The 22,177-nt window shown below is 33.0% G+C and carries 19 protein-coding genes and 1 riboswitch; of the genes, 5 read left to right on the top strand and 14 right to left on the bottom strand.

Features of this window, described 5'->3' with window-relative positions; genetic code table 11:
- Positions 1 to 172: 172 nt before the first annotated feature.
- Complete coding sequence (gene groES / locus OWK30_RS10020) at positions 173 to 466, top strand: co-chaperone GroES (RefSeq protein WP_149266096.1); 294 nt, start codon at positions 173 to 175, stop codon at positions 464 to 466.
- 30 nt (positions 467 to 496) lie between these two features.
- Positions 497 to 2,128 (top strand): chaperonin GroEL, encoded by a 1,632-nt coding sequence (gene groL / locus OWK30_RS10015; protein ID WP_423326096.1) that lies wholly within the window; start codon positions 497 to 499, stop codon positions 2,126 to 2,128.
- A gap of 233 nt (positions 2,129 to 2,361) precedes the next feature.
- Here groL and OWK30_RS10010 read toward each other — a convergent pair whose 3' ends face one another.
- The 4 genes from OWK30_RS10010 to OWK30_RS09995 are packed head-to-tail and all read right to left on the bottom strand — an operon-like array spanning position 2,362 to position 6,120.
- A complete protein-coding gene (locus tag OWK30_RS10010) occupies positions 2,362 to 3,591 on the bottom strand; it encodes an NAD(P)/FAD-dependent oxidoreductase (protein ID WP_423326094.1) in 1,230 nt (409 codons plus the stop codon).
- Position 3,592: 1 nt separating this feature from the next.
- The gene (locus OWK30_RS10005; RefSeq protein ID WP_149266093.1) at positions 3,593 to 3,832 is read right to left on the bottom strand and encodes a hypothetical protein; all 240 of its coding nucleotides are present in this window, start codon (positions 3,830 to 3,832) and stop codon (positions 3,593 to 3,595) included.
- A gap of 10 nt (positions 3,833 to 3,842) precedes the next feature.
- Positions 3,843 to 5,639, bottom strand: coding sequence for an aldehyde ferredoxin oxidoreductase family protein (locus OWK30_RS10000; RefSeq protein ID WP_423326092.1), 1,797 nt, complete (start codon positions 5,637 to 5,639; stop codon positions 3,843 to 3,845).
- A gap of 1 nt (position 5,640) precedes the next feature.
- A complete protein-coding gene (locus OWK30_RS09995) occupies positions 5,641 to 6,120 on the bottom strand; it encodes a 4Fe-4S dicluster domain-containing protein (RefSeq protein ID WP_423326090.1) in 480 nt (159 codons plus the stop codon).
- A 212-nt stretch (positions 6,121 to 6,332) separates the two neighbouring features.
- Between OWK30_RS09995 and OWK30_RS09990 the strand changes: the two genes are divergently transcribed.
- Complete coding sequence (locus OWK30_RS09990) at positions 6,333 to 6,881, top strand: hypothetical protein (RefSeq protein ID WP_423326088.1); 549 nt, start codon at positions 6,333 to 6,335, stop codon at positions 6,879 to 6,881.
- A 204-nt stretch (positions 6,882 to 7,085) separates the two neighbouring features.
- Here the strand turns inward: OWK30_RS09990 and katG are convergent, their stop codons facing one another.
- Entirely contained in the window at positions 7,086 to 9,287 is a 2,202-nt protein-coding gene (gene katG / locus OWK30_RS09985; protein WP_423326086.1) for a catalase/peroxidase HPI, read from the bottom strand.
- Between the two features lie 453 nt (positions 9,288 to 9,740).
- Between katG and OWK30_RS09980 the strand changes: the two genes are divergently transcribed.
- Positions 9,741 to 11,039 carry an NCS2 family permease gene (locus tag OWK30_RS09980; RefSeq protein ID WP_423326084.1) on the top strand — a complete coding sequence of 433 codons (1,299 nt, stop codon included), beginning with the start codon at positions 9,741 to 9,743 and terminating at the stop codon, positions 11,037 to 11,039.
- Positions 11,040 to 12,662 (top strand): adenine deaminase, encoded by a 1,623-nt coding sequence (gene ade / locus OWK30_RS09975; protein ID WP_423326082.1) that lies wholly within the window; start codon positions 11,040 to 11,042, stop codon positions 12,660 to 12,662.
- A gap of 39 nt (positions 12,663 to 12,701) precedes the next feature.
- On the opposite strand, the gene OWK30_RS09970 is transcribed toward ade, so the two are convergent.
- The 9 genes from OWK30_RS09970 to OWK30_RS09930 form a co-directional block, all read right to left on the bottom strand.
- Positions 12,702 to 14,486 carry a chloride channel protein gene (locus OWK30_RS09970; RefSeq protein ID WP_423326080.1) on the bottom strand — a complete coding sequence of 595 codons (1,785 nt, stop codon included), beginning with the start codon at positions 14,484 to 14,486 and terminating at the stop codon, positions 12,702 to 12,704.
- The gene (locus OWK30_RS09965) at positions 14,479 to 15,261 is read right to left on the bottom strand and encodes an ABC transporter permease (RefSeq protein WP_423326078.1); all 783 of its coding nucleotides are present in this window, start codon (positions 15,259 to 15,261) and stop codon (positions 14,479 to 14,481) included. Before OWK30_RS09965 ends, OWK30_RS09970 begins: the two co-directional genes overlap by 8 nt.
- A complete protein-coding gene (locus OWK30_RS09960) occupies positions 15,245 to 15,937 on the bottom strand; it encodes an ABC transporter ATP-binding protein (RefSeq protein WP_423326076.1) in 693 nt (230 codons plus the stop codon). The genes OWK30_RS09965 and OWK30_RS09960 overlap by 17 nt, the downstream gene beginning before the upstream one ends.
- Positions 15,934 to 16,647, bottom strand: coding sequence for a class I SAM-dependent methyltransferase (locus OWK30_RS09955; protein ID WP_423326074.1), 714 nt, complete (start codon positions 16,645 to 16,647; stop codon positions 15,934 to 15,936). The genes OWK30_RS09960 and OWK30_RS09955 overlap by 4 nt, the downstream gene beginning before the upstream one ends.
- Entirely contained in the window at positions 16,647 to 17,777 is a 1,131-nt protein-coding gene (metX, locus tag OWK30_RS09950; protein ID WP_423326072.1) for a homoserine O-acetyltransferase MetX, read from the bottom strand. The genes OWK30_RS09955 and metX overlap by 1 nt, the downstream gene beginning before the upstream one ends.
- Before the next feature lie 65 nt (positions 17,778 to 17,842).
- Positions 17,843 to 17,951: riboswitch (SAM riboswitch) on the bottom strand.
- A 147-nt stretch (positions 17,952 to 18,098) separates the two neighbouring features.
- The gene (locus OWK30_RS09945) at positions 18,099 to 19,637 is read right to left on the bottom strand and encodes an AAA family ATPase (protein ID WP_423326070.1); all 1,539 of its coding nucleotides are present in this window, start codon (positions 19,635 to 19,637) and stop codon (positions 18,099 to 18,101) included.
- 8 nt (positions 19,638 to 19,645) lie between these two features.
- Positions 19,646 to 20,830, bottom strand: coding sequence for a M24 family metallopeptidase (locus OWK30_RS09940; RefSeq protein ID WP_423326067.1), 1,185 nt, complete (start codon positions 20,828 to 20,830; stop codon positions 19,646 to 19,648).
- Positions 20,827 to 21,732, bottom strand: coding sequence for a sigma-70 family RNA polymerase sigma factor (locus OWK30_RS09935; protein WP_423326065.1), 906 nt, complete (start codon positions 21,730 to 21,732; stop codon positions 20,827 to 20,829). Before OWK30_RS09935 ends, OWK30_RS09940 begins: the two co-directional genes overlap by 4 nt.
- A complete protein-coding gene (locus OWK30_RS09930) occupies positions 21,729 to 22,169 on the bottom strand; it encodes a TIGR00725 family protein (RefSeq protein ID WP_423326063.1) in 441 nt (146 codons plus the stop codon). Before OWK30_RS09930 ends, OWK30_RS09935 begins: the two co-directional genes overlap by 4 nt.
- Positions 22,170 to 22,177 lie beyond the last annotated feature (8 nt).

The raw sequence follows: 22,177 nt of genomic DNA, 5'->3' as shown, positions 1-22,177 counted from the left end.
GTGCTTTTTGCTTTTGTTGTTATTTAATTTCTATTTGTAGATTTTGACAAGATTTCATAAAAAAAGTGTTTTTTATAAAAAAACTCTTGATTTTTTTGTTGTAGTTTATATATATTACTCTGCTAGCACTCGACAAGGTTGGTTGCTAATAATAAAAATAGAGGAGGTAACCATGGCAAACATCAAACCACTTCAGGACAGAGTTCTTGTTAAAAGGATTGAAGTAGAAGAAAAAACTGAATCAGGTATAATTATTCCAGATACTGCAAGAGAAAAATCACAAGAGGGAGAGGTTATTGCAGTAGGGCCAGGGAAAGTTTTAGAAAATGGAACAAAGATTGAGCTTACAGTTAAACCTGGCGACAGAATTCTTTTCAGTAAATATGCTGGGACTGACATTAAAATCGATGGTGAAGAATATCTTATCATGAGAGAAGATGATATTCTTGGTATTATTGAGAAATAATTAATTTAAAGAATACAAGGAGGTGATGATATGGCAAAATCAATTACATTTGGTGAAGAAGCAAGACAGGCTATTTTAAGAGGTGTTGATAAATTAGCAGATGCTGTAAAAGTAACACTTGGACCTAAAGGTAGAAATGTTGTTATTGAGAAAAAGTTTGGTTCTCCTCTTGTAACAAAAGATGGTGTAACCGTTGCAAAGGAAATAGATCTTAAAGATCCGCTAGAAAATCTTGGTGCTCAAATGGTGAAAGAAGTAGCTTCTAAGACAAGTGATGTTGCTGGTGATGGTACTACTACAGCTACTGTTTTAGCACAAGCAATTTATAAAGAAGGTATGAAGAACGTTGTTGCTGGTGCTAATCCAATGGAAATTAAAAGAGGTATTGATAAAGCAGTTGATGCTGTTGTAAAAAAGCTTCAAGAAATTTCTAAGACTATTCAAGATAAAAAAGAAATTGCTCAAGTTGGTACAATTTCTGCAAACAATGATGAAGAAATTGGTAACATAATAGCTGATGCTATGGAAAAAGTTGGAAAAGATGGAGTTATCACAATTGAAGAAAATAAAACTACAGAAACAGTACTTGAAGTAGTTGAAGGTATGCAGTTTGATAGAGGATACTTGTCTCCATATTTTGTTACTGATCCTGATAATATGGAAGCAGTACTTGAAAATGCATATATTTTAATTCACGAAAAGAAAATTTCTAACATGAAAGATTTACTACCAATTTTAGAGCAATTAGCAAAACAAAATGCTCCATTCTTAATAATTGCTGAAGATGTTGAAGGTGAGGCTTTAGCAACATTGGTAGTAAATAAATTGAGAGGAACACTTAACTGCTGTGCAGTAAAAGCTCCTGGATTTGGTGATAGAAGAAAAGAAATGTTGAAAGATATTGCAATTTTAACTGGTGGTCAGGTGATTAGCGAAGATCTAGGTTTGAAACTTGAAAATGTAAAACTTAGTGATCTTGGTAGAGCTAAAAAGATTGTTGTAGATAAAGAAAATACAACTATTGTTGAAGGTGCTGGTAAACCAGAAGATATCCAAGCTAGAGTAAATCAAATCAAAAAACAGATTGAAGAAACAACAAGCGATTATGATAGGGAAAAACTTCAAGAAAGACTTGCTAAGTTAGTGGGTGGTGTTGCAGTTATTAAAGTTGGTGCTGCAACAGAAACTGAGATGAAAGAAAAGAAAGCAAGAGTAGAAGATGCATTAAATGCTACTAAAGCTGCTGTAGAAGAAGGTATTGTTCCTGGTGGTGGTGTGGCTCTTATTAGGGCACTTACAGCTCTTGAAGAATTGAAACTTGAAGGGGATGAAAAGATTGGTGTTGAAATAATCAGAAAAGCTCTTGAATATCCTCTTAGACAAATTGCTGAGAATGCTGGTTTTGAAGGTAGTGTAGTTGTAAATAGAATCAAAGAGGAAAAAGATGTTAATTTTGGTTTTAATGCAGCTACAGAAGAATATACAGATATGATAAAAGCTGGTGTAATTGACCCAACTAAAGTTACAAGAAGTGCTCTTCAAAATGCTGCTTCAGTAGCAAGCTTGATGTTGACAACAGAAGCGCTTATTACAGAAATTCCTGAGAAGAAAGAGGCTCCAGCTGCGGCTCCAGGAATGGGTGGTGGAATGGATATGATGTAATTTGTCTGTTTAAATGTGTGTTAAAAAGCCGGGCTAAAGCCCGGCTTTTTTGTTTGCAACTTGTTTACAATAAATATTATTATTTTTTTAATTCAAATATAAGATTAAAAAAATTCGTTTTATGTTTTTTCAATATTGGACATATTCTCTGTATAAGAAAATTTAATTTGTATTCAATTATATTAATAAAGTGCTTAGTTATGTTATACTGAGATCTTGAAAGTAGCCATTTGTCATTCAATGTAGGTTGTGGCATAATGAATTTTTGAAAAATTATAAAATTTGTTTGGTTTGTAATATTCGTTAAATTTTACTCTTCTTTTTACAAGCCCATAATAGATACCGGCATCATTAGTCTCATTTATCATTGTACAGCCAATTATAGTATTGTCATCGTCTAGGAATATTTTTCTAAAAATATTTCCCTGTTTATTGTAATATGTAACGGTTTTTACATCTTCTTTAAAATAACCTACTACTGCTACCTCAATACCAAATACCTCAGTAGTGTTGTTTTTTAGGCTACCTTCATATGCTTCGTTTAAACTTAATATATGTTTTGCTGCTATTCCTCCGTGTTCTACCGCGGTAATCCAGTTGCCTTGAGTGGTATCTTCTTTTGTAATGAAATCAAAATCTTGTGCAATATCTCCTCCAGCATAAACATTTTCTATATTTGTTCTGCAATATTTATCCACTTTAATTCCCCATCCGATTTCAAGAGGTGTTTTTTCGAAGAGTTTAATATTTTGTGAGACACCTTTACCGATGATAGCAAAATCCACATCAATGGATGTTCCTGATTTAAGAGTAATGGTTATTTTGTCATTTTTCTCGTTTGTAGAAACTATGTCATCCTTTTTATAGATTTTTACCCCTGCTTTTAACATGGCTTCTTCTACAAATTGAGAGGCTTCACTATCTATAACTCGTGAAAATACCCTATCTGAAGAAATTATTAAATGTTTATCTATTTCGTTTTTCATGTGTGAAAGTAAAGGTATTGTAACAAGGCCTGCACCGAAACCTGCCACCGATTTTGCATTGTTAAAAAAATAGTGGAGCTTATCAGCATCGTCCAAGTGTCTGAGGTTTAGGATTTTATCAGATTCAAAGCCCGTTCTTTTAGCTTCTGCTCCCAAACCGATAAAAAGATAGTTGTAAGTGATTTCGTTCCTTTTATCAGTAGTAACAACTCTTTTTTCAAAATCTACATTTATAACTGCTTCTCCAAGAATTGTGTCTACGTTAATTTTTGAATAATATTCTTTATCAACAATGAATATTCCATTTCTATCCGTTTTCCCTGAAATATAATAGGGGGTAAGTACTCGTGAGTAAGCAGCATATTCTTCTCTGTCTATCAAAAGTACAGATAGGGATTTATTATATTTTCTTATTGTATTAATGAAACTTAAGCCTGCTGCGCTGTTACCTAAGACTACAATATCGTATTTTTTCATTTCATCCTCCGGGATATCCTGTACCACCAATAATATATAGTGTAATAATATCGTTTTGATTAATGTGCAAACTTAAATCTTTTGTGTATTTCCCATTAACTAGAATTTGAAGATATTCGTTTTCCATATCTTCTTTTTCCATAATACGTTGCAAAATGAGGCTTAACTTACCCTCATAATTAAGAAAAATTTTTTCACCATATTTTTTTTGAAGTAAACCAATAAATTTTAAAAGGGGCATAGGGAGTACCCTATGCCAAATCCAATTCTTTTAATTTTTCTTCGGTTGGAATACCATTATTTGACCAACCACGAGCTTCATAATATTTTGGTAACATTTCGGAAAGTTTTGCTACACTACCTTTATGAGGGCCGTCAGATACAGGTTCTTCAAGAATTCTCTTTGGTAGTGTATCCTGCTTTGGATCGATTCCTGCTTTTAAGTTAAAAAGTCTTTCAAGATTCCATACTCTTTCTCCGCACTTAACATAGTATTCTTCGGGATAGTTAAATCCGATTGCTGCATTGAGGAAATCCGTCACTTGAGTTGCTGTGATTGCAAAGGTTGTGAAAAGGCAGATACCACTGGAATCCACTAAGGATGTTACATCTTGAAAAGCTTTACACCATTCGGCTTTTCCATCAGTGGATGTTGGATCTAGTTTTTCGGGGATACCTAATATTTCCGGAGATATGAGATATCCTCTTACATGGCAAGCTCCTCTGTTATTTGTAGCATAGTTTATTGCCATACCTTGAGCCACTCTTCCGTCATAGGCAGGGAACTCGAGTTTTTTTACAGACATAGAATAGTAAGTATCTCCATACATCTCAGATAACTTATAAGAACCTTCAGCTAATTTATCGCCAAAACCTTCTCTCTTAGCCATCTTTTCTATCATAGTAACAAGAACTTCGGGGTCTCCAAAGCGCAAAGGCATATCAACATCAGTATCGGGGATAAGCCCCTTTTCGTACATTTCCATAGCACATGCAAGGGTGGCTCCTGCTGTTATAGGATCCATGCCGTATTCGTTACAGATATAATTTGCTTTCGTTACTGCTTTAAGGTCGTTGATACCACAATCAGCCCCCAATGCCCAGATAGTTTCATATTCTGGACCTTCTTTAACCACTTCTCCTACTAACTGAGTGACTCTACCGCAGCCTATAATACAGCCCATACAGGCCTTGTTTCTTTTTAAATAAGTTTGGGCTAGTTTTTCTCCTGAGATATTCTGAGCTCCTTCAAAAGTATCAAATTGGAAGTTATTGGTTGGCAATAATCCGTTTTCATTAATTACATTGACAAGCACTGCGGTACCATACAATGGAAGCCCTTGAGAAGTAACAGGAGCTTCTTTCATTAGTTTGTAAGCATTAAAAGCTGCATTTCTAAATTCATCTCTTTTGGCAATTTTTACACCACCTGTACCTCTTATAGCTATTGCTTTTAGGTTCTTGCTTCCCATTACAGCTCCAACTCCACTTCTGCCTGCGGCTCTATGTTTGTCATTCATAACACACGCAAATTTTACGAGTTTTTCTCCTGCAGGGCCTATGGAAGCAATTTTTGCATCACCATGAAATTCTTCTTTAATGATGTCTTCTACTTCATCTGTGGTTTTTCCCCATAAATGTGAAGCATCTCTAATTTCAATGTTTTGGTTATAAATTGTAACGTAAACAGGCTTATCAGCTTTACCTTCAAATATTATCATGTCAAATCCTGCATATTTCATTTCAGATGGAAAGTAACCGCCTGAGTTGGATGAAGCAATAGTTCCTGTTAAAGGTGCTTTGGTAATTACCATATATCTACCGTTTGCGGCACCATATGTGCCTGTAAGGGGACCTGTCGCCATAATAAGCTTATTGTCAGGAGATAGAGGTTCCACATCTGGAGACACTTCTTCGGTGAAGTATTTTACAGCAAGTCCTCGCCCTCCTATAAATTTTTTAGCCCAATCATAATTCAAGTTTTCGATCTTATATGTTTTATCTGTTAAATTTACTCTCAATATTTTACCAGTCCATCCACCAAACATATTACACCTCCAAGTTTCCTTCTTTTAATACGTTTAGAAATTTTTTTATTTTACTTCTAGTAGGAGTGTCTTCTTCGGAATAGGTGAGGCAACCTGTTGGACAAAAAGCTACACATTCAGGATAATCGTCACCGCAGAGGTTGCACTTATCAACTTTATTTTTCCATGGAGCATATTTTATCATTCCAAATGGACAAGCACTGACACATGTTCTACATCCTACGCATCTATCATCAATTACTGTTACAACTCCAGTTAAAGCATCTTTTACTATAGCGCTTTTTGGGCAAGCTTTAAGACACCATGGGTCGTCACACTGCATACATGTTGCTGTGATAAATACTCCTTCTTCAAGATAAACTTCATTAATAATTCTTGATTTTGCTGGCGAAAATTCACCTGTGTGTTTAAATGAACATGCCAGTTCACATGTTTTGCAACCTATACACTTTTCTGGTTCTACTCTGATTAGCTTTTGCATGGCAAACCTCCTTATTGACAAGAATAACAAAATCTAAATAATATTATAACATAGAAATGATGAGTTTGCTGAAATTTAATAGATATTTTCATAAAAATATTTTAAAACACGTTAGCTTTTTTCTGGATAGCGATAATTATTTTTTTTATAAACAATTAGAAAACTTGTTTTATTGTACATTTTTTAAATGTAACTTATTAACATCGAGCTTTTTGGATAAAATATTTAGTTGGGTTAAACGATGTCCACCACAGGTAAGTGTTTTAATAAGGCAAGAATACGTTAGATATACATATTTTCCTTTATGTTGGGAGAATATCGTTTTTATAAAAAGAATATTAGCACAGTTTAAGAAAAAAAGTGTTTATGAATTAGCGGCAGGGAATGGTTGGGTGAGCTATTATTTAAATAGAATGGGATTGAAGATTGATAAGGTGGTTGATGATTTTTCATGGGAAAAATTGACTGAAACGGAAAAACCTATAAAAGTTCATAAACAGGATGCTATTAAAACAATAAAAGATGAGAATCCTGATGTGGCATTTATAAGTTGGCCGCCTCCTGAAGATGATTTTCTTATGAATTGTTTTGATGTGGTGAAAGAAAAAAATTATCTTGTTATTATTGCAGATAAAAATTTTAAAGTATCTGGTAATAAGATTTTTTTCAAAGAAAATAATAAATATTTATTGATGAAGAAACACCTCCCATATTCTTTTCCTGGTTTCCAAGATGTTCTATATATTTATAAGAAAGATTAGAGGTAAATAATTGCTGTTGAAAAACAACTAATATTTTGATATTTTTTTTGCAAAAATAGTAGTATTACGGTAATGGACTTTCCAAGAAACACCTCAATTTTATTAAGAGATTAGGAGAGATAAAAGAGATATTTCGTGAACTTTATCATCTTTTATCTACCTGGTTTTTGTATTGATATTGGGGCAATTCATGAGTTGCCCCAATTAGTTATCGAGTCCTTCGAATCTTAAGTCAAATCTGTCTAAATTTACAATTTTATTCCACGCTTTTATAAAATCGTAAATAAATTTTTCCTTAGCATCGTCACTGGCGTAAACTTCGGCTACAGCTCTCAATTCATCATGATGACCAATTATAAGGTCGACTCTTGTCGCTTTGAACTTTAAATTACCACTTTTTCTGTCATAACCTTCAAACAAATAGCGGTTTTCATCAACTTGTTTCCACTCTATTTTCATATCAAGAAGATTTACAAAAAAATCATTGGTAAGCACACCAGGTGTATTTGTAAGTACACCATAGTTAGAATAATTATAAACAGCTCCTAATACTCTCAAACCACCAATAAGTACAACCATTTCCGGTATTGTAAGAGTAAGTAGGTTAGCTTTGTCCACCAGAAAGTATTCTGGTGTAGTGTAAATGTCGTTTTCATCAAATCTATTACTATATTTGAAATAGTTTCTAAAGCCATCGGCAAAGGGTTCTATTTCTTTGTAAAAGTCTACTTCTATTTGCTCTTGTGTTGTATCTATTCTTCCCGGAGTTACTGGAACTTCCACATTAAATCCTGCCTTCTGAGCTGCTTTTTCTATTGCTGCACATCCTCCAATAATGATAAGATCTGCAATAGAAACTCTCTTATTGCTTCCTTTAGATTTTTGCTCGTTATTGAATTCCTGCTGAATTTTTTCATAAAGTACAACTATTTGCTTTAAATCATCTGGATGATTTACTTTCCAATTATTCATGGGATAAAGTCTTATTTTTGCTCCATTAGCTCCTCCTCTCCTGTCAGAATCTCGATAGGTTGAGGCAGAAGACCAAGCGGTATAAACAAGCTGTGAAACGGTAAGCTCAGTTGAAAGTATTTTTTCTTTTAGTATATTTATATCGTTATGATCAATTGGGTCATAATTCCACTTAGGCATAGGATCTTGCCATATAAATTCATTTTTTGGAACATATGGACCAAAATAACATTTTTTAGGTCCCATATCCCTATGGGTAAGTTTGAACCATGCCTTAGCAAAGGTTTTTTCAAATTCTTTTGGTTTTTCAAGAAAAGTTTTTGCAATTTTTGAATATATTGGATCATATCTTAAGGCAAGATCAGCTGTTAACATCTTTGGTTTGTGCATTTTGCTAGAATTGTGAGCATCGGGTATAATTTCAGGAGCATCTTTTGCAACCCATTGGGGTTTACCGTCAGGGCTTTTTTCCAGCTCCCATTCATATCTGAAAAGAAATTGTAGATATTGTATCCCAAATTTTGTAGGAGTTGAAGACCATGTAACTTCAAATCCTGAAATGTAAGTGTCAGAGCCTTTTCCATGTTTATAATTATATTTCCAACCGAGTCCTTGATGCTCAGGTGTTGAAGAACTAGGATCAGTGCCTAGAAATTTATTAGGACCAGCTCCGTGGCATTTTCCAAATGCATGACCTCCAGCTATTAATGCAACTGTTTCTTCATCATTCATTCCCATTCTTGCAAAGGCAAGCCTGATTTCTTTTGCAGATTCAACTGGATCCGGATTCCCCTCTGGACCAGCAGGATTTACATAAATTAGTCCCATTTCTGTTGCAGCATAAGGTTTTTTAAGCTCATTATCTTTAAAACGTTCTTTACCTGTAAGCATTTTTTCTTCAGGTCCCCAGTCAGTGCTTTCATCAGGTTCGTATATGTCTTCTCTACCTAGAGAAAATCCCATAATTTCCATACCCATATCTTCTAATGCTACTGTGCCAGCAAGAATAATAAGGTCTGCCCATGAAATTTTTTTTCCGTACTTCTTTTTTATTGGCCATAATAGTTTTATTGCTTTGTCGAGTCCTATGTTGTCAGGCCAGTTTATTCTTGGTGGAAAGCGTAGACTTCCGTTTCTTGCCCCACCTCTTCCATCATGAATTCTATAACTTCCTGCACTATGCCATGCAAGTCGGACAAAAAGTGGACCATAATGTCCAAAATCAGCAGGCCACCAGTCCTGATTTTTTTTCATCAGTTCTTTTAAGTCTTTTATCAATGTATCAACATTAAGATTTTGAATTTCTTTGATGTAATTGTGATTTTGTCCATAAGGATGCCAGTTTGGACAGTTTTGTTTAAGGATTTTTAAGTTCAATCTTTGTGGCCACCAATCAGTAATCCATCTTTTTCTGAGATTTTTTTCATCTTTCATATTTTACCCCTTTATATACTATTGCTTATTTAGTTTTGTATAAAACTGCGCTAATTTAATTTAACTCCTTTACTGTTTGTATGTTATTAATAGATTGCATTTATTTGTAATGTTGTCCAATTATTAATTTTTAAGTTAATCTGAATATGTTTTCTCGCATCCTTTTATTTAAGTTTAATATTTTAATTGCGTTTTGTCTACTTAATATAACTGTTTAAACAAAATTTTAAAAAATATTTTTATTAGACAGTTAGTGTAAATATATCATAAAGAGTGTTTATGTTTTTGTGTGAAAAACTATTTCAAGCAAATAATAAAGTATAACTTCTTGAAATTTATGTATTAATTATATTAGTAACCAAAAAAATAGGGTGACTCCAGGGGTAACAAAGTATTGACATACATCCTTGCATTATTATTATACGAATCTTAATAAATTTCTGAGAGGTCAATATGTTGGATAAGCTATTTAAGCTTAAAGAAAATAATACCGATGTAAAAACTGAGGTTATAGCTGGTATTACCACATTTATGACGATGGCTTATATCATTTTTGTAAATCCTGCTATCCTTTCTAAAACTGGTATGGATTTTGGTGCTGTAATGATGGCTACAGTTCTTGCAGCGGGTTTATCTACTATTTTGATGGGATTGTTGGTTAATTATCCTTTTGCCTTAGCTCCTGGGATGGGATTAAATGCTTATTTTACTTTTACAGTAGTTATGCAAATGGGGTATGCCTGGCAAACAGCTCTTGGTGCAGTGTTTTTATCAGGTATTATTTTTCTACTTTTAACCTTTTTAAAAGTAAGGCAAATTATAGTTTATTCAATTCCTGATAATTTAAAGGTAGCTACAGCAGGTGGTATAGGATTATTTATTGCATTAATAGGAATGAAAGAGGCTGGTATAGTTGTAGATAACCCTGCTACGCTTGTTTCTTTAGGTAATATTACAGAACACTCTCCATTACTCACCATTATAGGTGTAATAATAATAGGGGCACTTATAGCAAGAAGAGTGCGTGGTGCTATTTTGATTGGTATTATATTTATATGGATTTTAGGGATTATTTTGGGATTTGCAAAGTTTAAAGGTATTGTTGGGATGCCGCCTGATATTTCTCCTGTTTTGTTTAAGCTTGATATAAAAGATGCGTTGAACATCGGTTTTTTTGGAATAGTTTTTGCCTTCTTATTTGTGGATCTTTTTGATACAACTGGTACATTAGTAGGGGTTGCTAAACAGGGTGGTTTTATAAAGGAGAATGGAGAATTTCCTAGGGTAAATAAAGCATTATCTATCGATGCTATAGGTACGGTTGCTGGCAGTTTGTTAGGGACATCAACGGTTACCACATATATAGAGAGTGCTTCAGGTATTGCCGAAGGTGGGAAAACCGGGCTCACAGCTGTTACTACTGGAGTTCTGTTTTTGCTTTCAATGTTTATAGCTCCTCTTGCAGAGTCAATCCCTCCTTTTGCTACTGCACCAGCCTTAATTATAGTAGGAGTATTAATGCTGAAAACTGTTGCAAAGATAGATTGGGATGATTTTACTGAGGCATTACCAGCTTTTATTGTTATGGTTTCAATGCCATTTTCATACAGTATTGCTACAGGAATTGCGCTGGGTTTCATATTCTATCCTTTAACAAAATTATTAGCTGGTAGAGGAAAAGAAGTGTCATGGCCGGTGTGGATTCTTGCTATAATATTTATTGCAAGATTTATTTATTTGGGGACAGGTTAAATGGATTTTGTTTTAAAAAATGCTAAAATACCTAATTTTGGCAAATTAAAATTTGAGAAAGTAAATGTTGGAATAAAAGGTGGTGTGATTGCGAAGATTTCTACAGATAACATATCTGGGGCACAAACAATTGATTGTAAAAATGGTGTACTTTCTCCAGGGCTTATAGATTGTCACTGTCATATTGAAAGTTCTTATCTTATACCATCTCTGTTTGGTAATATTATAACAGGTTTTGGTACATTATATGTTGTTGCTGATTGCCATGAGATCTCAAATGTTGCAGGTAAAAAAGGGCTAGAATTTTTTATAAACAATGGCAATCTATCAGTATGTAATATTTTTTATGCTGTTCCATCATGTGTACCGGCCACTGATTTTGCAACATCAGGGGGCAGGTTAGATACAAACGATATATTGGATCTATTGAGTAATAATAAAGTTGTTGCTCTCGGTGAGCTTATGAATATCCCCGCTGTTTTAAATCGAGATAAGAGTGTGTTAACCATAATTAAAAAGGCAAAGGAACTGAATAAAAAAGTTAATGGTCATGCTCCAAAACTAAGAAGTGATTTGTTAAAATCATATTTTGCCATTGGTATTGACGATGACCACGAAAATGAAGAGTATAGTGAGATTGCTGAAAAGATTTCAGTGGGAGCGTATATTTTTTTAAGGGAAGGTTCTGCTGAGCAATCTCATGCAAGTGCTTATAAGGCTTTAGAAGATTTTTCTGAAAAAATAATGTTTTGTACGGATGATAAGACATTGAACGATATACTGGAAAATGGGCATATAAATTATCATCTAAAAAAAGCGGTTAAGAATGGTATTAATCCTGTTTTGGCCTTAAAAGTTGCTTCATACAATGGGCTAACGTATTATGGTTTAGATAAATATGCAGAAGTAAAAGAGGGAAATATTGCAAATTTGGTTTTATTTAACAGTGAGAAAGAGTTTAATGTAGAATTTAGTATAATTAATGGTAAACCGTTTATAGAGACTTTTGAAGTGGGTGAAATACCTAAACATTTGGTTAATTCATTAAGAATTAATAAAATAATGAATGTGCCTAATATTGATGAGAAAATTAAGCATATCTGTATAAAAGTAAATGACAAAAGCTTAATTACTGACAAGTTATTTGTTGATAAAAATAGACCTGAATTTGATTTGGAAAAGGATTTGTTGAAAATAGTAATTTTTGAAAGATACGGTTATGGTTATCAATCAGCTGCAAGAATAACTGGTTTTGGGTTAAAGAGGGGAGCAATTGCTTCTTCTTTAGCCCATGATTGTCATAATATTATAGCTGTTGGTACTTCAGATTATGCTATACGAAAAGCTGTAAATGCCATTATTGAAGATAGTGGGGGGCTTGCTGTTTTTGATGAAAAAACTGTTTATACAGTTCCTTTAAAAGTGGGAGGAGTTGTATCTGCTCAAGATCCTTATGAACTTGCTAAAAAATTGTCTTTGATCAAAGAAAGAGCAAAATCAATTAGTCATGGATATTTAACCGATCCTATTTCTACTCTTACATTTATGGCTTTGGAAGTTATTCCTCATCTTAAGCTGACTGATAGAGGTTTGTTTGATGTGGATAAGTTTAGTTATGTGTAACAGGATATAACACATTGTCACAAGAAAAATTGCAACTCATTAAAATAGTGTTTCTTCCAGTTTTTTCTGTTTCATCATTTCTTTGTTATAAATGGTTATAATATCACGTCTTGTAATGATTCCTTCCAATTTTTTTTCATCTTTATTGTTTACAACGGGGAGAAGCTCTATATTTTTAAAACCGATGGTTTCAATGGCATCTGCCAGTGTGACATCAGGGGTAATTATTGGAGTTTCAGTATCACAAATTTCGCCCGCCACTACTATATCTTCTAGACCTTCTTCAAACACGAATTCCCTAATTTCTTCAAACCTTAAAACTCCTACTAGCTTGTTATTTTCTGTAATGACTGGAAAACTGTTATGTTTTGTAGTGGGGATAAATTCTAAAATTTCTTTAAAATGCATATCAGCTCTAATTACAAGAGGATCTTTCCTCATAATTTCACCTACTTTAATTTCTTGCAAAATCTGAATAAAAAATTCTCCTTTATGGATGGGAGAATCACTTCTTGCTCTTACTTGAGACTTATAAATAGTTGTATTTTTTAGAATTAGGAAAGATAAAGAGGATACCCACATGGCAGGGACAAGAAGATGATAATTACCAGTCATCTCTGAAACCATTATGATTGTGGAAAGAGGAGTATTTGCAATGCCAGCAAAAAAACCTGCCATGCCCACTAATGCATAAGCACCAGGATTAGAAACAACAGCGGGAAAAATCTTTTCGAGGACAAGCCCCATAAAACCACCCACAGAGGCTCCGATAACCATAGAAGGTCCGAAAATACCAGCACTACCTCCACTTCCTATAGTAAATGAAGTGGAGAAAATTTTAGCAAAAATTAAAATGAAAAGAAATCCAATGGTAAGTTCTCCATGCATTGCTTTTTCAATATTGGAATAACCGCCACCCAATGCTTGAGGGACTAAAAAAATTATTATTCCTGTCAAGAAGCCGCCAATTACGGGTTTCATATAATTTGAGATTTTAAGATTTTTAAAGGTTTGATGAGTTTTATAAAAGATATTTACATAGATATAACCAAAAAGAGCACAGGCAAATCCTAAAATTGTATATGGGAATAATTCTAATGGGTTTGTAAATCTAAAATCAGGTGTTAAAAATAACGAATCCCATCCAAAAATACTGCAAAAAATGGAATAAGCAATGATAGATGTAATTGTGGATGGTAATAACACCTCAGCTTCGAGATCACTGGATGAATATAGTACTTCGGCTGCAAAAATAGCACCTGCAAGTGGACTTCTAAAAATAGCACCTACTCCGGCTCCCATGCCGGCAGCAGTTAAAATTCTTTTTTCTCTATCTGTTATATTAAGTTTTCTACCAAGAAAAGAGGCAAATCCTGCTCCAATTTGTGCAATAGGTCCTTCTCTACCACCTGATCCACCTGTCCCAATAGTTATGGCACTGGCGATAGTTTTTACAATGGGGACTTGCCAGCGTATATATCCATTTTTAAAATGAATAGCTTCGATAGCAGCGTCTGTGCCATGCCCTTCAGCTTCAGGAGCGAATTTATAAACTAAGAAACCACTGATTAATCCACCAATTGTTGGGATTAAAAACAGCATCCAGCGTTTGAACTCGGTGGTCGCATGACCAAAAAGTGATGGCTCTCCACCTGTTTCACCTATTCTTAACCCCGTCAAATAATCGATAAAAAAATATGATGTCCCTTGTAATAAAATAAAAAATAAAATTGCACCAAGTCCAGCAATGATCCCAACTATAGTACCTAAGATAAACCATCTGCCTATTATAGGGAAATTTATATTTTTTAAAAAATTATTCATATACTCTAATTCTTCCAAATTTATCAAAAAACAATTTATAACTAAAGTATACAACAAGTAAAGAGGAAAAAACTACACTGGTAAAAATTATTATCATTATAGATAATTGATACTTTACGGCAATTATTGGATTTGTTCCTGATAGTATTTGACCAGTCATCATGCCCGGTAAAAACACAAGTCCTATCCCACTCATAGAAGTAATGTATGGTAGGGTAGCAGCTTTTAAAGATTGAATTATGAAGCTTTTTGTGGCTTCAAAAGTGGTAGCTCCGTGACAAAGATATGTTTCCACTACCATTTTGTTTTCATTTACATTAGAATAAAATCTCTCTATGGCTAAGGCACAACCGTTCATCGAATTGCCCAGAATCATGCCCATCAATGGAATGAAATATCTTGCTTCGTACCAAGGTGTTAAACCTATAACGATTCTGATAAACAGAAAACCGATGAGTAATGTTACTACTGTTATGGATATGAAAATATATGGAAAAATCTTCACAATAGGTATTTTAGCTTTATTGAGAATAATATGACTGGCAAAAAATGCCATTATGAAAAAGATTAAAAAAATTAGACTTGGAGTATTAAGCTTGAAAATAAATTTTAAAATGAGTCCTGCTAGGAATAGTTGTAAAGACATTCTTACGATTGCTACTAAAAAATTCTTTAAAAGATTAAATTTTAAAAGTTCTACAAGAATAAGGTTTAGAAAAACAAGTCCATAAATAATTAGTATTCCTTGGAATGAGATATCAATTATATTTTTCACCTAACACCTGCTTTATTTTGGTCTCATTAATTGTACTAAATGCTTTATATAATTTGCCATCTTTGAAAAGAATTTTGATATCTGATTGTTTGATAAGATTTACCGAGTGAGATACTGTGATAACAGTTATTGTATTTTTTATCTGTTTTAGCAGTGAAATTAGTTGATTTTCAGTATTAATGTCAAGAGCTGATGTTGGTTCATCAAGAAGTATGAAATCAGGTTGTAAAATAATACTTCTTAAAATAGCTGCAATCTGTTTTTGCCCTCCTGATAATTCATCAGTTTTTTTCTTAAAAAATTGCTCATCATAGCCAAAGATTTCTAAATAACTGAGATATAACTTTCTATCAAACATTTTTCTCCTATTTGTTTTCAGATTAAAGACGGTGTGTATATCATCTTCTACAGTATGTCCCAACAGTGCTGGTTCTTGATGCAAATAAATAATTGATGTTCTTAGGTCTGCTGGATTGTAGTCAATAATATTTTTATTGTGAAATTTTATTTTACCATCAAAGGGGAGAAGGTTTACTATACATTTCAATAAGGTGCTTTTTCCACTACCACTTTTTCCAAAAATGGAGTAAAATCGATGTTTATTGAATGAATAAGAAATATCTTTTAAAATAGTTGTTTGTTTCAGTGAACAAGAAACATTTATGAGTTCAATCATAACTTTTGAAAAATGAAAATCCCTTTTTTATCAGTATAAGACATAACTTTATTTTTATGAATTTCTAAATTTAACTCTTCTTTTATTTTTTCAGGTAAATTTAAAAAAGCTTTTTCTATTTTTTCTACTGTTGTAGAATCCTGATTTAATCTGGTAGCCCACTCAATAAAGTTGTGTTTTTTGAAGATAGTGTGGAATGTTAATAATCTGAATTTATTAAAAGTAAATTCAATTATTTCTAAGATTGTAAAACTTCTACGATGTGAATTATCTCTAATATATTCAATTACATTTAAATAGGAATCATCCTCATCGACAATACTGTCTATCAATACAAAAAATCCTTTTTCAATCAAAATCCTATAAACTTCGTCAAAAAACAGTTTAGGTTTTTTAAAATGATGTAGTGCGATTCTACATGTTACGATATCAAAACTTTTTTCTTTGAAAGGTAAAGATTTTGCAACGCACTGAACTAAATGTGATAAATAAACTTTTTCTTTTGCAGTTTTCAACATATTGAAGCTTATATCGGTTGCTATCTTCATTGATGCAGAAAAAGGTTTTGTAAAATGTCCAGCTCCAGTGGCTATATCTAAGGAATTTTTGAAATGATAATTTTTAAAGTAATGGGTGCAAAAATCTAAATCTTCCCCTTTTCTGTGATCCGAGCTGACAAAGTAATTGTTTGCTACATTATCAAATATCATTAGCTTATAACCTTATTATAAACATTATTCAAAAATTCTTTAATATAGGCAGATTGTGTGTCAAACTCTAAAAGAAATGCGTCATGACCATAATCAGATTCTATATCCACCCATTCAGGATTTTTGCCGTGATTTTTCATAATGCTTACTATTTCTTCTGTTTGGTAAGATGGAAATAGAAAATCAGATGTAAAGGTTATGAAAAGAGTATCAGCAGAAATTCTTCCTACAGCTTCTTCATAAGAACCATACCCGTATGAGAGATCAAAAATATCCATTGCCTTAATAATATAGAGATAACAATTAGCATCAAAGCGTTCAGTAAATTTGTAACCATTATATTTTAAATAGTTTTCTACCTCGAAGTAACCAAAAAAGTCGTAAATACCACCAAATGTGGCATATCTCCTACCAAATTTTTTATGAAATGATTTATCAGACATATATGTTATGTGACCGACCATTCTAGCAATAGCAAGCCCATCTCTTGGAATAGCTTTTCCATAATAATCTCCATTCATCCAGTTTGGATCTTTCATTATAGCAAATCTACCAATAGTGTTAAAAGCTATGGCCATTGGAGTGATTCTTCCTGCAGTGGCAATTGGTATGATGGAGTTAGTTTTTTCAGGAAAAGTAACTGCCCATTCGAGAGCCTGCATTCCACCCATAGAGCCACCGGCAACACATAGTAGTTTTTCAATACCTAAATAATCTATAAGTTTTTTTTGGAGTTTTACCATATCTTTTACTGTAAAAACAGGAAACTTCAGCCCATATGGCTTTCCGGTACTAGGGTCAACAGAAGCTGGACCTGTGGTTCCATAACAGCTCCCAAGAAAATTTGAGCATATTATAAAATATTTTTCGGTATCAAAAGCCTTATTAGGACCAATCATGCTGTCCCACCAACCAGGTTTCTGATCATCTGGAGAATTATAACCTGCTGCATGGGCACTGCCTGTAAGGGCATGGCAAATGAGTATGGCGTTGTTTTTTTCTTTATTCAGTTTGCCGTAGGTTTCATATGCAACGGTGATAGGAGAGAGAATGCGTCCACTCTCAAAATAAAAATCTTCTTTAAAAGTAACATACTTTGTTTTTACTAATCCTACAGAATTTTTATCCATATCACTTCCCCTTATAACAAAAAAAGCCTCTTTATGCGAAGATAAAGAGGCTCGTTTTTACTAACCTCTTATCTTCCCCCTTTCAGGGCGGGAATTAGCACCTGTCGTTCACTTTTTGTGAACCGGTTGCTGTGGCTTCACTGGGCCCGTTCCCTCCACCACTCTTGATAAGAGTTTTTCTCCGTGTCAAGCTACCGTCAGGCAGGCTTAACACAAACATATTTTTTTAACTTAAAAGTGTTACTACTTTTGCTATTAAATGTCAATTGATTATTCACCTGGAGTTACCCCATTTTTTACAGCACTATAATTTAAGAAAAATTATTCCTCTTTATATTTTTCATATATTTCAAGGATTCTATCTAGTCTAAAGACTCTTTCTTCATTTCTTAAGTGACAATAAGCTTTTAAACCTAAGAATTTTTTATTTGAGAATTCCATCTTTTTTACATAAAGAGGAGTTACTGTTCTTATACTTTTTTGGTCATTTGTTTTCAGATAAATAATTTTTATTGGCTGTTTTTTTTCTATCATTTTTTCTAAAAACTTTTGTTTTTCTTCTAGTGGATATTTTTTTTCGGATAGGTGATACTGAAATGATGTCATAAATTTTATAACCTTTTTATCAAGCATTACATGCCCTTTTTTTATTGGTTTTTTAAGTATGATTCCTTCCAATTTTGTACACCTGCTCAGTGCAACGTAAAGCTGCCCTGGAGAGAAAATACCACGACTAAGATCAATAATGACTTTGTCGAAAGTTTTACCCTGACTTTTATGAATTGTAATAGCATAGGCTAGCTTTATAGGGAACTGGGTAAATGAACCAGCAATTTTTGATTTAATTTTGCTTTCAACTTTATCGTAATAATATTGATACATATTCCATTTGAATGGCTCTACCATTACTCGGTTTCCATTTGTTAATTCTACTTCAACCAATTCATTTTTATCAAAAATATTTACGATATAACCAATAGAGCCGTTTACCCATCTCCCCTCAGGATCATTATTCAGCAGCATGATTTGAGCTCCTTTTTTAAGTGTCAAAATTTTCATTGTAGGTAAGTTTTCATCGGTGAACCTTCCATTTATAATACCTTCAAATAGGTATTTTCTACCTTTAAGTTTTTCTAATTTCTCACTATTTATTTTTTCAGCAAGGCTGTTTGTTGTGGTGAGATAAATGTATCCATCATCTTCTTTAAAATTCGGCCTAACTCTTTTGTTAAGAATGATAAGGTCTTCATCTGTAATGGTATTATTTCTTACCTTATTCAATATTTCTACAAAAAAATCATCTTTTTGTCTGTAAATTTTAGTAAATTCTATGAGTTCAAGGTCAAGTTCTTTAAAAACTTTTGCGTCGAAAAAATAAGGGCTATCATATTCTTTTAAAAAAATTTTTTTGTTGCTAGATGTGAGAACTGGTGGAAGTTGGTAAAGGTCACCGATAAAAATCATTTTTGTTCCACCAAATGGTTTATTTTTGTTTTTAAAACGTCGTAGAAAGATATCTATACAATCAAGTAAATCTGCTCTTACCATAGAGATTTCATCTATGATTATTGTTTCTATGTTTTTATAAAGTTCAGGATTTTCTACCCATACATTATTTGTATTATGAGGAGAAATGTTTGGCTGAAAGTTAAAAAATGAGTGGATTGTTTGTCCTTCGATATTGAGTGCAGCTACACCTGTGGGAGCAAGAACAATAAAATTTTTATTGTAAGAATTAATTAGATATTTTAGGAAAGTTGATTTGCCAGTGCCAGCTTTTCCTGTAATAAACAACGACTTTGGAGATTTTGTAGCTAGCTCGAAAGCCTTTTTAAACTCTTCATTAAAATCGAGTAACATGATTTTGTTTAAACGTTAATAATTTCATGATTATTACCGGTTAGGCATATACCTCCCTTTTCAGTTACCAAAAAAGTATTTTCTATCCCTACCATACCTATACCTTCAATACTTTTTTTTGGTTCTACAGCGATAACCATATTTTCTACAAGGGGTATATCAAACCCTTTTGCAATGGCAGGATATTCATCTACATGAAGACCAACACCATGCCCCAGAAATTTTACCTGATTCGATTTGTATCCCATAAATCCTGGTAAAAACTTTTTATCAATTTTTGACATAATTATTTCGTAGATTTCTGAAGGGGTTATACCAGGTTTTAAATGTTCTGCTATCATGTTTTGAATTTCAACACACTTTTTATGTTCATCATAAACATATTGTGGTAGGTTCCCAGTGACATAAATCTGAGTTTTATCAGTATAATAACCCATATATCCACATGCGGTATCCACATAAATGAGCATGTTTTTTTGAAGTATTGTGTCAGGGTTCCCAAAGAGTGGCACGGCAGGGCAAACGCCTTTAATACCTCCAGGGCCATCGAATGAGTTGTAATAATTAGAATTTTCACCAAAGCAAATATTACCAAGATAAAGTTCTCCATTAAAACTTCTTATACGAGTGATGCCTTGATGTCCAAGACGTAGCATTTGATTTAAAAGCTCTCTGGCAAAATCAAACTCACTCATACCGGTAACTAGAAGCTTTGGGACAATTTCTTCCTTTGTTATTCGGTGAATTTCTCCTGCTTTTTTTATAAAATTAAGCTCAAAGTCACTTTTTACAGCCCTTGTGTAATTGATAGCAAGATCACATGATTTGATGTTTTGAAAGTTAAAATATTTATTAAATCTTTCAAAAACAATTAATGGCAAGGTTTCTTTTGTAATGTATACTGTTTTAGGGAATGATTTGAAATAAGAAAGGATATCTTTGAAACTTCTTACATGATATAGATTATCGAATTCAGATTCTTCTTTTGCTCTATCAAAATTTCTTCTAATGAAAAAATGAGCTCCATTGTTTTTAAAGATGAAAAGGACTCCATTTTGCATTGTACCAGTAAAGTAAAAGATATTTATTTTATCAAAAAAGACAGCTAATTTCCATTCTGGATCAATTTTTGACATTGTTGAAATAAAAAGAAGTAATCTTCTATCAAGTTCTTTTTTAGGGACTTTGATCATAACAGCTCCTCCAGATTGATGTTTTTAGTTTTAAGGTGATTTCTCAATTTTGTTAGTATTCTTTTTTCAATTTGTCTTACTCTTTCTCTTGTAATCCCAAGTTTTTTTCCAATTGTTTCAAGAGTTTCTGCATCGCCACCATGAAGACCGAATCTTCTGATAATTAGTTCTTTTTCTACTGGAGTTAGACATTCTATCCAGTTTAAAATTAATTCTCTATTTTTTTCAACTAAAACCCTTTTGAAGGGATCACTTTTTTCTTCATCCATTGGGATTACATCATGTAGTGTACTAGTTTCATCCTCGCTAAGTGTATTATCTATGGAAGTGTCTTGAAACATGGCATCAAGAGTTTTTTGAATAGCAAGGAGAGACATTTTACATTCGGTAGACAATTCAAGGAGAGTAGGTTCTCTTTTTAATTTTTTTCTAAGTTTTTCGGATGCTTTCTTAACTTTGTTGATATTTTCATTCATATGAACAGGAATTCTTATCATTTTTGATTGATTTACGATGGCTCTTTCAATAGCTTGTCTTATCCACCATGTAGCATAAGTGCTAAACTTAAACCCCTTTTTATAGTCAAATTTTTCTACAGCTTTGATTAAACCTATATTCCCTTCTTCAATAAGATCTATTAAAGGTAAACCTCGATTATTGTATTTTTTTGCAATAGAGACAACAAGCTTGAGGTTGCATTTTATCATAAAATCTTTTGCTGTTTTATCACCAGCTTCTATCCTTTTTGCAATTTCTATTTCATCCTGTTTTGAGAGAGCAGGGTACTGTATTATTTCTTTGAGATATAAAGAAATACTTTCAAGTTCATTTGAGCTTAATTCTTTTTCAATGTTTTCCAAATCATCAAATTCGTTGAATTCGTTATCAAACTCTAAGTTCATAGTACCTCATTTATTTTAATTAAGAAGGGATCAATATCTAAAAAATTGTTTTCATGATGTATAGGGGATTCGTAACTTATTACTGGTTTGCTAAGCTTTAGAGCTATTGCAATTTCACTTATTGTACCATATCCTCCCCCAATAGAAATAACAATATCACCTGAGGAAACAACTAAAATATTTCTAGCATGACCTAAGCCTGACGGAATTACTATGTCACAATACTTATTGGCATCATTTTTATTATAAGAAGGAATTATCCCTACAGTAAGCCCATCTTTATTTTTTGCTCCTTTGAAGCAGTATTTCATTATACCGCCAAGGCCACCCGATATAGTAACATATCCTTTTTTGGCTATAAGAGAGCCAACAGTTTCGGCAATGGGACAAAAGCGATAATCACATTTAGCAGTGCCTATAACAGATACGCTCTTCACAATAAAGA

It is taken from the genome of Deferribacter abyssi (assembly GCF_049472655.1).
In the GTDB taxonomy this organism is placed as follows: domain Bacteria; phylum Chrysiogenota; class Deferribacteres; order Deferribacterales; family Deferribacteraceae; genus Deferribacter; species Deferribacter abyssi.
This window is presented reverse-complemented; position numbering and strand designations above follow the sequence as displayed.